Here is a 15,583-nt window from a genome sequence, read left to right as displayed (position 1 = left end):
AGATGATACACTTCTTTTATCTGTTTTGCAGAAAAATATTTTTACATTCTTTCAATTGAAAACTATGGACTTTAAACTGTGCTTAGTTACTTAGTTAGTAACGGTTCAAGTTAAACTAAAAATAAGAGTAAAAGCCTGATTACAAGCTTTTACTCTTATTTTTAGTTTAGGGAATTCGTCCGTATTTTTAAGTCACAACACTTAGGCTAACTCAAAATTATTACCTGCCCAATGATTAATGGGGCCAAATTTGTGGCCAACAATTAATTCAGCTGCAATAGCATGATTAACAAATTCTTTGGCAATTTTCACAGCGGTTAAAACATCGTTGCCTTTTGCCAATTCGGCTGCAATACAGGCAGATAGCGAATCACCAGTACCATTAATTCGGTTGGTTTTGTGATAAGGCGCCTTTAACCAGTGGCTTTCCCCTGTTTCTAATACTAAATAATCCACAACTTCTTCTTGTTTTTCATCATGATGGCCACCTTTTATGACGACGTTTTTAGCACCCATTTTTTGTAAAACAGCTGCAGCTGCAACAAAATCTTGTTCTTGTCTTAAAGCGATTCCGGTTAGTTTTTCTGCCTCATAGAAATTTGGTGTCAAAACTGTCGCCAAAGGAAGCAACTCTTCTTTCAAAGTTTTTAGTGCCTCTTCTTCAATTAACATGTTGCCATGTTTCGTTACAATTACCGGATCCACGACTAACGGACCAAAATCATATAAACGATAATTTTTAGCAACAGTTTTGATTAATTCAGAATTGGCTAACATTCCCGTTTTACTTGCCCGAATTTTGTAATCAGCAGCCAATAATTCAAATTCTTTATCAATAAATGTTGAAGGCAATGTGACACTAGCTTCAATACCGTAGGAATTGCCTGCCACACAAGCAGTCATAACAGAAGCACCATACACCTTTCTAGCAAAAAATGTATGTAAATCTGCCTGCATACCAGCAGATCCATCACTATCAGAGCCTGCGATTGTTAAAGCTTGTGGGTATTGTTCCATTTTTCATATCTCCTTTTTATCTCAGTAACAAATTTATTCACAAAACATTAAAGCGACCCTCACTACTTAATTTTAACTCTTCTGAAACACAAGTTTAAGCAATGAAACGTATCTTATTGTTTTAATCATAAGAGTAATTTCTTATGTACTTGTTTAATAAATCATAACGATCCATTCTCTACATGATTAAAACTTATTCTTCGTGCTGGTAATCTTGCCACCAATTTTCTTTTTGGTATTCTAAAGGATAAAGCGATCCATTAGCCATTACTTGAAATACGCGTTTTTCTTTTGCGGCAATACCATCCGGGCCTTTAACAAAAGGCGGTACCAGATAAAACGTAATTTTTCTATCATTAGCTCCTGCGTTTGCACCGTAAACGTGAACCAGATAGTAGTTGTCGACTTTTTTAGGTAAATCGGATTGTCTAATTTCATAACTACCATGTGAAGTAATCCCATTCCAATAGCCGTTTTGAACAATTGCCGGAAAAACTGTGGTTTGATTGTTGAAATAATCTTCTGGTCTGTAGCCACCCAAGGTAAAATTTGACTCGGCAATGGTTTGATTGAATTGATCGTTAGAAAATTGACCCGCAAAGCTAGATAAATCACCCTTTAAAATCTCCTCATATTGGGCATCAACTTGAGGCGCTTGTTTCGTCAACTTCATTTCGTGATTAACATTGCCATCTCCCATCGTAATAAAAATATTTTCTTCATTACGGTATCGAATTGAGATCTCAAAATTTTCACTGCCATCTGATTTTTTTAACATACTATCAGACTGCATTCCACTATCTGTTTCTTGCCAATTTGTCGTAAACGTACCACTTACATTTCCTTCTGAGGTTGGATAGAAAATTTCCCATTCATTTTGCCTTAAATTGCGAATTTGAGCTTCTTCTCCTGTTTCAGTATAAAAAATGCCAGCGAGTGTAATTGACACATTTTTTTCACTTGAACTTACTGTAGTAGTTGAAACACCGGTAGATTTAGCAGTAGTAGTTTCTTTAGTCGTTGAATCGGTTTTAGCAACTGATTCTGATGTTGATGTTGTCATTGTTGTTTCATTTGTTGTGGTTTTGGTACTACAGGCTGTCAGTGTAGCTAATAAAGCTAAAAGATAGGAAAAGCGACCTAGTTTCATTTTTTTCACTCCTTTTAAGATCCGCATCAAAATATCGACTAAATTCTTCAAAAATTTTATTTCAGCCCTTATGAATAATATGCGCCTTAGTCATGCTACTAGTATTATTATTATACCATTCTTGTTAGTTTTCTTGCCTTTTTAGCCTTTTTGTAAAAATTAACTGCATAACCGTTAATTAAATTAATTTGATTAATCTCACCTTGCCCGTTCCTTTTTGTTTTACTGCAAAAAAATAAAGACGTCCCTTTTTTAAGACGTCTTTATCTTCAGTTTAGTTAAATATCAAACTTTTTTATTCAATTAGGCTAGTTCAGCCAATCGGCTAAACCTAAAAATAAATCATTAATCTTTTGTTAATAGGCCGACTGCTTCAATATGCGTGGTTTGTGGGAATAAATCAACCGGTTGGATTTTTTCACAGCTATATCCTCTAGCCTTGAAATCAATTAAATCACGAGCCATTGTTCCTGGGTTACAGGAAATATATACAATTTTTTCTGGTTGCATATCACAAGCTGCATGAATAAAGTCAGGCGTTAATCCTTTTCGGGGTGGATCAACAAAAATGACTGCCGGCTGCATTTCTTCTTTTGACCACTGCCCCATTACTTTTGTGGCATCACCGACTAAGTAAGTTGCATTTTCAATGCCATTTAAATTTGCATTTTTTTGTGCATCTGCCACCGCTTCTGGAATTGATTCCATCCCATAAACGTGTTTAACACGATCAGCAACTGATAAACCAATCGTCCCAATTCCAGCATATGCATCAATAACCACGTCATCCGGTTTTAAGGCTGCCATCTCAAAAGCTGTTTCATACAATACTTCGGCCTGCTCTGTATTAACTTGGTAAAAAGACTTAGCAGAGATCCGGAATGTTTTTCCTAACAATGTATCTTCAATATGATCTTTACCATAAAGTAATTTTTCTCTCTCACCAAAAATAACGTTAGTTTTTTCAGTATTAACATTTTGAATAACACTAACAACCTCAGGAATTTCTTGGTGAATTTGGTTGGCAATTTCTTCGGCTTTAAAAAATTTGTTACGTAACGTTACCAATACCACCATCATCTGACGGGAATAATGCCCTTGACGAATCACTATATGACGCAATAAACCTTCGTGTTGTTGCTCGTTATACGCTTTAACATTGAAGCGTTCTAAAATATCACGGACTTTAATAATGGCTGCATCAATCGCTGGATCTTGAATAAAGAAGTCTTCAATTGCAACCAAATCATGACTATTTTTGCGGTAAAAGCCCGTTTGGAGTCTTCCGTCTTTTCGGCGGACAGGAATTTGCGCTTTGTTTCGATAGCCTGAAGGTTTTGCCATTCCAATAGCAGGAAGTACCGGAATATCAGGCATTTTAGCAATTTTTTGTAAAACTGTTTCCACTTGTTTTTGTTTAAAAAGTAACTGTTCTTCATAAGCCAAATGACTCAAAGGAGCAATACCAGTTCGTAATAAGTCTTCATTTTTTATATCTACACGCTTGCTACTTTTTTCCAAATAAGAACGAACTTTCCCAATCCCAAATTTTTTGCCTACTTTAATTACTTTTAAAATAACTTTTTCCCCGGGGAGAGCATTATCTACAAATAATGGGTAATGATCAATTTTAGCCACCCCCATGCCTTCATAAGTTAAGTCAGAAATAGTTACTTCATATTCATTGTTTTTTACTACTGGATATACTTGATCTGTTTTTTTCATAGTTCCTCCTAAATTTAGAACAAAAACAACCGCATCGGCTGCTGACTGATTCTCACTAAACAATCCTTGTTTATTCTAAGGCATAACCTTGACATATACAACCAAAAACTCCACATCCGTCTGTATGAATGTGGAGTTTATAATTATTTCTTATCATTTTGATCCGCGATTTGACCATCACCATCAATATCTTCATCCGTCAATTTTTCAACTTCTTTAATAAAATCACGACTTACTTCTTCGTATTCCGCTTCTTCTTCATAACCCACGACCGCATCGTCAGGAATCGCATCAAGATTAGCATACATTTCAATATGGTGATGGTGATTGATAAACGTCATCGGTGCATCTCCACCATATTCGCCATCAAGATTGATCATTAATTGATTTTTTTCACCAATTGTATCTACTTCTAAACGACTAGTTTTAGTATAAATAATTCGCTTATCGTTGATATGTTTCCCACCATTTAACATTAAAGCTACCAAATGGACAATTTCAAAAATATTAGCCGTCTTCACGATAATAAGTGAAAATTTACCGTCATCTAGTTTAGCATCCGGAGCGATTTGTTCAAAGCCACCAACAGAGTTCGTTAAAGCCAAGAAAAACATCGAAGCATTTCCTTTGTATTCACCTTCGTCATATTTTAAATGCATTTTAATAGGTTTTACGCGGGGTAATAATTCTGCACCTTTAGCTAAGTAGGCTAAATACCCGAAAATACTTTTTAATTCAGAAGGAACATCATAAGTCAGTTCAGTCAAATGACCACCAGCGGCAATATTAATAAAATAATTTTCTCTGGCTTGACCGATATCCATTTTAATCGTTTGTTTTTTTAAAATGACTTCAGCGGCAGCTTTTAAATTATCGCGGGGAATTTTCAAAGCGCGGGCATAGTCGTTTGTAGTTCCAGCGGGGATAATGGCCATTTTCGGACGTTTCTTTAAAGGGGCGATACCATTAACGACTTCGTTAATGGTACCATCACCACCGGCGGCAACAATTAAATCAAAGCCAGCTTTAGCAGCCCGCGTAGCTTCATTTTTAGCTGAATTTGGTTCTGGAGTCGTTGCAAAAGCACTGGCTTCAAACCCTGCTTGTTCCAATACTTGTAAAATATCGGCTAAGCTACGTTTTGTTGCCTCTTTACCTGATGTTGGATTATAAATCACACGTGCTTTTTTCATACTCTTATTAGCGTTTAGCCAATTCAGTCTGGAGTAATTGATTCACAACAGCTGGATTTGCTTTCCCTTTCGTTTGTTTCATAATTTGTCCCACTAAAAAGCCAACAGCGCGGTCTTTACCGTTTTTAAAGTCTTCAATTGATTGCCCGTTATTATCTAAAACTTCATTAATAATTGGCAGTAATTGAGCAGGATCAGATAATTGCACTAAACCTTTTGCTTCAACAACAGCTTTAGCATCGCCACCGTTTTGAATTAATTCGCGGAAAACTTTTTTAGCAATTTTTGAACTGATCGTACCATCTTGAATTAAAACAATCATTCCAGCTAAATTAGCAGGTGTTAATTTTGTTTCGCCTAATTCAAGTTTTTCACTATTTAAGTAAGCCGATACTTCACCCATTAACCAGTTTGAAGCGAGTTTAGCATCTGCACCGGCAGCAAGAGTTGCTTCAAAGAAATCAGACATTTCTTTGGTTAAGGTTAAAACTTTAGCATCGTATTCTGGTAGGCCAAATTCATTGATATAACGTAAACGACGAGAAGCTGGTAATTCAGGTAAACTTGCTTTTACTTTACTAATCCATTCATCATCAATCACAAATCGGGGAATGTCTGGTTCTGGGAAGTAACGGTAATCACTTGAACCTTCTTTAACCCGCATCAAGATAGTTTTATTGGTAGTTTCATCAAAACGACGTGTTTCTTGTTGAATTTGTCCACCAGCAAGCAAGACTTTTGCTTGACGTTTTTCTTCAAAGGCCAAACCTTTTTTAACAAAACTCATGGAATTTAAGTTTTTCAATTCCGTTTTTGTTCCGAATTCTTCTTGTCCATAAGGGCGAATGGAGATATTGGCATCACAACGCATGGAGCCTTCTTCCATTTTGACATCTGAGACATCGGTAAATAAAATAATAGAACGTAATGCTTCTAAATACGCATAGGCTTCTTCTGGTGAGCGCATATCTGCTTCTGAAACAATTTCAATCAAAGGTGTGCCTTGACGGTTTAAATCGACATAAGAATAACCGCCAATACCATGCATATTCTTACCGGCATCTTCTTCTAAATGCACCCGTTCAATCCGAATTTTTTTCTTTTTCCCCTCTACTTCAATTTCAATCCAGCCGTCATGTCCGATTGGTTGATCAAACTGTGAAATTTGATAAGCTTTAGGATTATCCGGATAAAAATAGTTTTTGCGATCAAAATGTGTTTCTTTTGAAATTTCGCAATTTAATGCTAGCGCTGCTTTCATACCAAATTCAACTGCCGCTTTATTCATTACTGGTAAAACCCCAGGATAGCCCCAGTCAATAACATTAGTATTACTATTTGGCTCTGCGCCAAAATGTGCTGGTGCAGGTGAGAAGATTTTAGAGTTGGTCTTTAGTTCCACGTGAACTTCTAACCCAATAACTGTTTCAAAATTCATTATTTATTCCCCCCTAAAATCACTGGTTTTTGTAAATGGAAATCTGTTGCACCTTCAAAAGCTGCAGCAGCTTGATACATTGTAGCTTCATCAAATTGTTTACCGATAATTTGTAAACCGACTGGTAACCCTTCTGAAAATCCAGCTGGAATTGACATTCCTGGTAGTCCCGCTAAGTTTACTGGAATCGTTAAAATATCACTCATATACATTGTAACAGGGTCATTGATTTTTTCACCTAAGCCAAAAGCAACGGTGGGTGAAGCTGGTCCAATAATTAAATCATAGTCATTAAACACTTTATCAAAATCTTGTTTGATTAAAGTCCGTACTTGACCTGCTTTTTTGAAATAAGCATCATAGTAACCAGCACTCAAAGAAAATGTGCCCAACATAATCCGACGTTTAACTTCTGTACCAAAACCTTCACTGCGAGATTTTACATAAACATCTTCCAAGTTTTCAACATCTTCAGCCCGGAAGCCATAACGGATACCATCAAAACGTTGCAAGTTTGAACTAGCTTCAGAAGAGGCGATAATATAATATACCGCAACACCATATTTTGAATGGGGTAAACTAACTTCTTCAACAGTTGCTCCTAATTTTTCAAAGGTAGCCGCTGCTTTTTCAATCGCTGCTTTAACACCAGGTTCGACACCTTCACCTAAATATTCTTTTGGTAAACCAATTTTAAGGCCTTGCACGCCTTTTTCAAGATTAGCGGTAAAATCTGGCACTGAAATACCAGAGCTAGTACCATCTTTTTCATCGTAACCACTAATCGCATTTAGGGTTAAGGCGTTATCTTTAACATTGCGAGTTAAAGGTCCAATTTGATCTAAAGAAGACGCAAAAGCAATCAAGCCAAAACGAGAGACACGGCCGTAAGTTGGTTTCATTCCCACAATGCCATTAAATGCTGCTGGTTGGCGAATAGAACCACCCGTATCACTACCCAATGAAACTGGAATTTGGCCGGCAGCTACTGCCGCAGCTGAACCACCAGAAGATCCTCCTGGTACTTTGCTTTCATCCCAAGCGTTTTTGGTTTTTTTGAAGTAAGAAGTTTCACTACTTCCTCCCATTGCAAATTCATCCATATTCAATTTACCAACCGGAATCATATCGGCTTGATAAACTTTGTCCATTACTGTCGCATCATAGATTGGTTCAAAATTTGATAAAATTTTAGAAGCCGCAGTAGTTAAAATATCTTTTGTAACAATATTATCTTTAATCCCAATTGGAATACCGGCTAAAACATTCGCTTCTGTAATTCCTTTTAAGTCCAACGCTTTGGCTTGTGCGAGAGCTTTTTCTTCACTGACAGTTATAAATGCTTCTACTTGTGGTTCTGTTTCTTTAATCCGCGCGATTGTCGATGCGGTTAAATCAGTGGCAGTGATTTCTTTTGCCACTAATAAATCATGTAGTTCACTTAAACTTTTATCATATAAGTTTTCCATTAAGCGCCAGCCTCCCCATTATCAATAATCGCCGGCACTTTAATAAAGCCGTCTTCTTTTTCTGGTACATTTTTCATTAAATCATCCCGATTCATGCCAGCTTCGGCACGGTCTGGGCGCATAACGTTAACTGTTTCTACCACATTAGATGTAAATGGAACGCCAGTTGTATCGACTTCGTCTAAAAGTTCAACCATTTCGATAATTTTGCCTAATTGATCAGTAAATTCTACTGCTTCTGTTTCAGAAAATGCAAGTTTTGCAAGTTTCGCCACGTGCTTTACTTGTTCTTCACTAATTGCCATACTACCCCTTCTTTCTTGCCACTAAGTATTTAAATGGTGCACAAAATACTTTTTCTTTTCTATAATGAAATAATTCTGCTTATTTTTCAAGTAACTAATTGAAAATATAGGAAATAATCTCTTTTTGTTCCGGTTTTTTGGCCACGAAAGCTTGTGGACCTTCGACAGAATTAATTTGAACCTCGACATTCCCAGCGACAGAATCAAAGATGGATTCCACTTGTTTACCCACATACTGCGTAAAGCTAGTAATTTCAGTTTTACTATAATATTTTGTTTCAATATTGATCGTTAAATTTTCAACTTGTTCATCGACATAATAAACTTGGCCTGTCACACCTACTAAGTTAGGAAAGAAATTTTGGACAGCAGCTTGAAAAGAATTAAATTTAGTGCTCATTCCATCTTGTGTAGCGATGTTCTTAACCTCAGAAGCTACTGGTAGCGACAAATGACTTTCATTTACTGCCTTAAAATCAGCAATCGTAGTGCCACCATCTTTGCTAACTGCTGTATAAATATAGTTACCACCATTAATATCTTCTTTTGAAGCTTGTTCAAAAATACCTACGACGATGGGAATATTTTTTAATCCTTCCATTTTACGAACTCTTGTTAAAACCGCATTAATCGTTTTTCTAGCATTGGCCATTAATTCATCGCGAGAAATTGAAGTTTCACTATCATTGCTATAGTAGACCGAATTAAAAGCAAAGCCTAAAGACATCCCAGCTAATGTTTTCCCATCCTCTTTTAAGAAATCTTGTTCCATTAACTGTTGGAAAATAATTGGTTGACTTTCATCAGCCGGGTTTAAACCTTGATTATTGTCATCTGAATTGCGCGCCAACCATTTTTCAATAGTATCGTAATCGAGTTTTTGACCTTCTTGAAAGAAGTATTTATCTGGTGAAAATGTTTGATGCGATAAGCGTAATAAACCCGATTCAAAATTATCTTGATTATAACCGCTATTTAATTTAGTGGCATTTAGCTCTCTTGCTGCACTTGTTTTATAGCGACCGTCATTGATGATAGCCTGATATTCAGAACGATCAATGCGACCTGTTGTCATATTGCCTCCATCTGATTTATTCCCATTATCAACATTACTAACACCCTTATCTAAATTGCCGCAACCAGAGAGGAGCAGTAACATAGCGCTAGTTAAAAATAATGATTTAATCTTCATGAACTAAACTCCTATCCAAAGCCTCTACCATCTGTTGTTCATTCCAGACAGTAATGCCTAATTCTTCTGCTTTTGTTAGTTTACTGCCAGCATCTTCACCAGCTACGACAATATCTGTTTTCTTTGAAACACTGCCGGTTACTTTTCCACCAAGATTTTCAATCTTTTCTTTGGCTTCATTACGATTATAGTGAGTCAATTTACCAGTTAAAACAACCGTTTTGTCATTAAATGGCGAATCGATTTCTGTCTTATTTACTAAGCGACCTTTATAAGTAAAGTTCACGCCGGCTGCTTTTAGTTCTTCTAGGAGGTCATGGACCTCTTCATTGTCAAAATACGTCACAATGCTGTCAGCGATGGTTTGACCTAAAGTATCTAAAGCAACAATGCTTTCTTTATCCGCTTTGGCAATTGTCTCTAAGTTGCCAAAATTTTCGGCTAATATTTTGGCTGCCTTAGCTCCGACATGACGAATCCCAAGACCAAACAATAACCGTTCAACTGAATTATTTTTACTGCTGGCAATCGCTTGTAAAATATTGTTAGCCGATTTTTCTTTGATTTTTGGTAAAGTCAGTAATTGTTCTTCTGTGATGCTATACAAACCAGCAACGTCATTTAATAAGTGATGATCATACATCTGGGCTAAGACTTTAGGACCTAAACCATCGATGTTCATGGCATCTCGTGAGACAAAATGACGTAAGCCTTCTTTAATTAAAGCCGGACATTTCGGATTGATACAACGCAACGCCACTTCATCGTCTAAATGGACCAACTCACTACCACACACCGGACACTGTGTAGGAATAGGGTAAGGTTTGCTGTCTTTTGGTCGCAAAGCCAGAACAACTTGCGCCACTTCAGGAATTATATCACCAGCTTTATAAATAGTTACAGTGTCTCCTACATGTAGGTCCTTTTGCTTAATGAAATCAACGTTATGCAAACTAGCGCGACTCACCGTTGTTCCCGCCACACGAACAGGGGTCATAACAGCAGTAGGCGTCACCACACCAGTTCTACCAATAGTCCATTCAATATCTAAAAGCTCAGTTTGCGCTTCTTCAGGAGGGAATTTATAAGCCGCCGCCCATCTTGGTGCTTTGACGGTAAAACCAAGTTCATCTTGTTGATGAAAATCATTGACTTTAATTACGACACCATCAATTTCATATGGTAGCGTTCCTCTGCTTGCTTGAAATTCTGCAATGTAGTCCCAAATTTCATCAATATTTTTACATATTCTTCGGTTTGGATTCACATGAAAACCAACCTTTTCCAATTGCTTTAAAGCAGCCGCTTGACTGTCTACATGCAACGGACCAAAGTCTACCACCGTGTATAAAAAGGTATCCAAATTCCGCTTTGCCGTTATTTTGGGATCTAGTTGGCGCAAGCTTCCCGCTGCCGCATTACGGGGGTTAGCAAAAATAGCTTGTCCCGCCTCGTCTCTTTGTTCATTTAAGGCCACAAAGGATTTCTTTGGCATAAAACACTCACCCCGCACTTCGATCGTGAGGGGTTCTTCTAAACGCAACGGAATGGAACGCACTGTTTTTAAATTTTCCGTAATATTTTCACCGACTGTGCCATCTCCACGAGTAGCACCTCGCACAAACAGGCCATCTTCATACCGCAATGTCACCGATAATCCATCAATTTTCAACTCGCAAACGTAAGAGACGTCATTGCCTAACTCTTTTGTGACACGGTTAATAAAAGCCTCAATTTCTTCTTTACTAAAAACATCATTTAAACTATACAACGGCACGTCATGAACAACTTTTTCAAATCCTTGTAAAACTTTTCCTCCCACACGTTGGGTAGGAGAATCAGCAGTAACAAGTTCGGGATATTGCATCTCGATTGCTACTAAATCATGATAGAGTTTGTCGTAAACGTAATCTTCTACAGTTGGATTATCTTTAACGTAATATTCATAAGCATATCTGTTTAATTCTTGTCTTAAAGCAGCTGCTTTTTTGGTTAAATCTGCCATTGATTCTGCCATCTCCACTTTTCCTTTCTGAAAACTAGATTTTTTCAATCGGGGCAAACGCAGCAAGTAGTCTTTTTACTCCTTGTTCAGGGAAAGCTACATCTAATTCCATATCTTTTTTGGCACCACTTGTTTTAACTACTGTCCCGACGCCCCATTTTTTATGTCGTAATTTATCGCCCACTTGCCAAGCAGCTTTTTCACCACCAGTATTTTGTTTAGCATGAACACCAGTTGTTGCTGTTTGTTCATAGGCTGGCCTTGTTGCATAAGCTTTTCTGGTGGCAAAGGGACGGTTATTTGCAGGCTGTACAACTTGTCCTGCTTTTGTTAACAACTGATCCTCAATTTCTTCTACAAAACGTGAAGGACGGTTATATTGTGTTTTTCCATATAATGTGCGAGTAAAAGCATTGGTTAAATATAATTCTTCTTCTGCACGCGTAATTCCAACATAAGCTAAGCGTCTTTCTTCTTCTAATTCATTTTCTTCCATCAAAGCGCGAGATAAAGGAAAAATACCTTCTTCTAGTCCAATTAAAAAGACTACTGGAAATTCCAAACCTTTGGCCGCGTGCAGCGTCATTAAAGTGACCTGACTATTGGACTCTTCAAAACTATCTACGTCTGATAATAAAGCCAAATCATTTAGAAAAACAGATAACTTATCGGCTGCATTTTCTGTATCTTCTTCATTTTCCCGTTCATAATTTTTATCAAATTCTTGGGTTACAGTCAAAAACTCTTCTAAGTTTTCTAAACGATTTTGAGATTCCAGCGTATTTTGGCGTTTTAAATCGTCTTCATAACCGCTTTTTGCCAAGACTTCTTTTGTTAGTTCCGTTATCGTTAAAAACGAGCTCATCTTTTGAAAATTGGTAATGAGTGTAGCAAAGCTTTCCAACTCTTTACCGGCTTTGCCACTAATATTAGCTAAAGCGGAATTTTCGGCAGCTTCTAAAAGTGAAAAACCGTGAAGATTTCCAAATTGGCGTAGTTTTTCTAAAGAAGTAGCACCAATCCCTCGCTTTGGTACATTCACAATGCGTTCAAAACTTAAAGAATCAGCAGGATTAGCAATTACTTGTAAATAGGCCAAAATATCTTTGATTTCTTTACGATCGTAGAATTTATGTCCTCCCACCATCTTATAGGGAATATTGGCTTTTAATAATGTTTCTTCCACTACACGAGATTGGGCGTTGGTCCGATATAAGATAGCAAAATCCCCGTATTCCCGCGCTTGCGTTTGACGCTTTGTTTGCATTTCACTTACGATAAAACGCGCCTCATCCCGTTCGTTATCGCCTCGATAATACGTGATTTTTTCTCCTGCATCATTTTCTGTCCACAATTTTTTGTCTTTGCGGTTTTGGTTGTTTTGGATTACTTGATTGGCTGCAGTTAAAATAGTTTGAGTTGAACGATAATTTTGTTCTAACAAAATAACTTTAGCATCAGGATAATCTTTTTCAAAATCCAGAATATTTTGCATATCCGCTCCCCGCCAGCCATAGATACTTTGGTCGGCATCACCGACTACGCATAAATTTTTAAAGCGGGCCGCTAACATATTTACCAAAGTGTACTGGGCATGGTTAGTATCTTGGTACTCATCTACGTGAATATAATGAAATTTATTTTGATAGTACTGTAATGATTCCGGATGATCGTGGAATAAACGAATGGTATTCATAATTAAATCGTCAAAATCCATACATTCATTTACTTTTAACTCTTGTTGATACATATCATAACAACGCGCTACAATCTCTTCAAAAAAAGCTCCTTGTTGTGCTTCATAATCACTAGGCGTTAAAAGGGCGTTTTTTGCATTAGAAATAGCCGCTAAAATGGAACGGGGATCATATTTTTTAGGGTCGATATTTAGCTCTTTTAAGACACGCTTCATCAACGTCAACTGCTCTGAACTATCTATAATGGTAAAATTACGAGAATACCCAATATAGTCAACATCTCGTCTTAAAATACGCACACACATAGCGTGAAACGTCGATACCCAAACATCTTGACCACCAGTAGGAATAATCTTATTAACCCGCTCTTTCATTTCTTTAGCAGCTTTATTAGTAAACGTGATTGCTAAAATATTCCAAGGATTTACTTCTTTTTCTTCAATTAAATACGCGATTCTATGAGTTAATACGCGTGTTTTACCACTACCGGCGCCTGCCATAATTAACAGTGGGCCTTCAGTTTGCTTTACAGCTTCTTTTTGCCGAGGATTCATTCCCTCTAATAATGAATTGGGTGACACCTTACAACATCCTCTCTCATTCAATCTTTTCAATTATAGCATTTTAGCCTCTTTGGATAAATTGAAAAAGAAAAAAATATTGGGTTTTTTATAAAGGTTTTAAAACAAAAAAAAAACAAATTTTTTTAAGCTACGATTTCTATTTGTCCTCTATAAAAAAATCCGCTATGATAAAAACGCAGACTTTTGACAAGTGAATAAATGAAATGGCGGGGTTGTTGTGAAGAATTTTTTAGATACATTGGATAAAACCAAAATAAAATACATTGCAAAAGGCGTGTTAGTTGGTGGTTTAGCAGGAGTTGTGGTTAGTTTATTTCGACTGGCAATTGAAAAAATTGGTGAAGTGTTGCCACTCATTTATAGTCAACTAAAAAGCCACCCCCTTTGGCTAATCCCCTGGTGTTTATTTATGATTTTTTTAGCAATTGTGGTTGGTTTATTAATTAAAAGCGATCCTAATATTAAAGGTAGTGGGATTCCGCAAGTAGAGGGCCAATTAAAAGATGAAGTGAATGTTTCATGGTGGTCTGTTCTATGGAAAAAATTTGTCGGTGGTATTTTAAGTGTTGGGACTGGACTTTTTCTAGGACGAGAAGGCCCTTCTATTCAACTTGGCGCTAGTTGTGCACAAGGTATTGCCGTTAAACTAAAAGCCACGAAGAGCGAAGAAAAAATCTTACTGTCAAGTGGTGCTGCTGCTGGCTTAGCGGCGGCTTTTAACGCACCTATTGCCGGTCTATTATTCGTTGTAGAAGAAGTCCATCACAATTTTTCACCTCTTGTTTGGTTAACTTCTTTTGCGGCGGCATTAACGTCAAATTTCGTTTCTTTAACTTTTTTTGGTTTACAACCGGTATTGCATTTAGGGGACATTCCTTCTTTACCACTAAGACATTATTGGCTGTTAATTTTATTAGGTATATTATTAGGTGTTTTAGGACGATTTTATCAAATTATTTTATTAGCGCTTGATAATTGGTATGCTCTGCTACCTCTACCTAGTTATTTTCGTGGTGTTTTACCTTTTGTTCTAATTATTCCAATCGGTCTTTTTTTTCCTCATATCTTAGGAGGAGGAAATCAAATCATTCTTGCCTTAGGTCAACATTCGCCTACACTAATTGCACTTTTTTTATTATTATTTTTACGCTTTACTTTTTCGATGGTTTCTTATGGCTCGGGTCTGCCCGGCGGCATCTTCTTGCCAATCTTAACACTAGGCGCAATTATCGGTAGCTTATTTGCAAATTTCGCCACTACAACTTTCGGTTTAGAGCCTGTTTTCATCAAAGATTTTATTGTCATTGCCATGGCTGGCTACTTCGCTGCAATCGGTAAAGCTCCATTGACTGCAATTATCTTAGTGACTGAGATGGTCGGCTCCCTTGTTCATCTAATGCCGCTTGGCTTAACAGCACTTGTAGCTTATATTGTTGTGGATGTTCTTGGCGGAGATCCGATTTACGAAGCTCTTTTGGAACGTCTGGTTAAAAGCAAAAAAACGCATCTCATCGGTCAACGAACAATCGTTGAAATCCCTGTTTTAGCTGGCAGTAAACTCGATGGAACTCTAGTCCGAGATTTTGAATGGCCAGACCACATGTTATTGGCTTTATTACATCGAGGTGACCGTGAGATTATTCCTCATGGAGATACCGTCATGAAAATTGGAGATACTTTAGAAATACTTACGGATACGACACATGCTAGTTCTATTGTCCGAACTATCAATGAACAGCTATAAAAAATATAGTAACTCGCTCTTGATCATTAAACAATTGTTATAAGAAATTTCCCGCCAAAAAGGC

General features: G+C 37.1%; 11 protein-coding genes. 1 reads left to right on the top strand and 10 read right to left on the bottom strand.

The window, feature by feature from the left end:
* Positions 1-201: 201 nt before the first annotated feature.
* From thiD to pcrA, 10 genes are all read right to left on the bottom strand, one after another.
* Entirely contained in the window at positions 202-1,017 is an 816-nt protein-coding gene (gene thiD / locus RU96_RS02435) for a bifunctional hydroxymethylpyrimidine kinase/phosphomethylpyrimidine kinase (RefSeq protein ID WP_071863960.1), read from the bottom strand.
* 193 nt (positions 1,018-1,210) lie between these two features.
* The gene (locus tag RU96_RS02430; RefSeq protein WP_071863959.1) at positions 1,211-2,167 is read right to left on the bottom strand and encodes a hypothetical protein; all 957 of its coding nucleotides are present in this window, start codon (positions 2,165-2,167) and stop codon (positions 1,211-1,213) included.
* Positions 2,168-2,512: 345 nt separating this feature from the next.
* On the bottom strand, positions 2,513-3,892 hold the full coding sequence (gene rlmD / locus RU96_RS02425) for a 23S rRNA (uracil(1939)-C(5))-methyltransferase RlmD (RefSeq protein WP_071863958.1): 1,380 nt from the start codon (positions 3,890-3,892) through the stop codon (positions 2,513-2,515).
* 143 nt (positions 3,893-4,035) lie between these two features.
* Positions 4,036-5,085, bottom strand: a complete 1,050-nt coding sequence (locus RU96_RS02420; RefSeq protein WP_071863957.1) for a diacylglycerol kinase — start codon at positions 5,083-5,085, stop codon at positions 4,036-4,038.
* A 7-nt stretch (positions 5,086-5,092) separates the two neighbouring features.
* Positions 5,093-6,523: an Asp-tRNA(Asn)/Glu-tRNA(Gln) amidotransferase subunit GatB gene (gatB, locus tag RU96_RS02415; protein WP_071863956.1), complete on the bottom strand. Its 1,431-nt coding sequence runs from the start codon at positions 6,521-6,523 to the stop codon at positions 5,093-5,095.
* Complete coding sequence (gene gatA / locus RU96_RS02410; protein ID WP_071863955.1) at positions 6,523-7,992, bottom strand: Asp-tRNA(Asn)/Glu-tRNA(Gln) amidotransferase subunit GatA; 1,470 nt, start codon at positions 7,990-7,992, stop codon at positions 6,523-6,525. Before gatA ends, gatB begins: the two co-directional genes overlap by 1 nt.
* Positions 7,992-8,297, bottom strand: coding sequence for an Asp-tRNA(Asn)/Glu-tRNA(Gln) amidotransferase subunit GatC (gene gatC / locus RU96_RS02405; protein WP_071863954.1), 306 nt, complete (start codon positions 8,295-8,297; stop codon positions 7,992-7,994). Before gatC ends, gatA begins: the two co-directional genes overlap by 1 nt.
* Before the next feature lie 94 nt (positions 8,298-8,391).
* Positions 8,392-9,489, bottom strand: a complete 1,098-nt coding sequence (locus RU96_RS02400; protein WP_071863953.1) for a CamS family sex pheromone protein — start codon at positions 9,487-9,489, stop codon at positions 8,392-8,394.
* A complete protein-coding gene (gene ligA / locus RU96_RS02395; protein ID WP_071864041.1) occupies positions 9,479-11,506 on the bottom strand; it encodes an NAD-dependent DNA ligase LigA in 2,028 nt (675 codons plus the stop codon). Before ligA ends, RU96_RS02400 begins: the two co-directional genes overlap by 11 nt.
* Positions 11,507-11,528: 22 nt before the next feature.
* Positions 11,529-13,745: a DNA helicase PcrA gene (gene pcrA / locus RU96_RS02390; protein ID WP_071864040.1), complete on the bottom strand. Its 2,217-nt coding sequence runs from the start codon at positions 13,743-13,745 to the stop codon at positions 11,529-11,531.
* Positions 13,746-13,992: 247 nt separating this feature from the next.
* Here pcrA and RU96_RS02385 point away from each other — a divergent pair, with 247 nt between their 5' ends.
* Positions 13,993-15,519, top strand: a complete 1,527-nt coding sequence (locus RU96_RS02385) for a ClC family H(+)/Cl(-) exchange transporter (RefSeq protein WP_071863952.1) — start codon at positions 13,993-13,995, stop codon at positions 15,517-15,519.
* The last annotated feature ends 64 nt before the right edge of the window (positions 15,520-15,583 follow it).

Origin of the sequence: Enterococcus canintestini (assembly GCF_001885735.1) — a bacterium.
Lineage (GTDB): Bacteria > Bacillota > Bacilli > Lactobacillales > Enterococcaceae > Enterococcus_C > Enterococcus_C canintestini.
The sequence above is the reverse complement of the archived record's forward strand: the minus strand, read 5'-3'. Positions and strand labels throughout refer to the sequence as shown.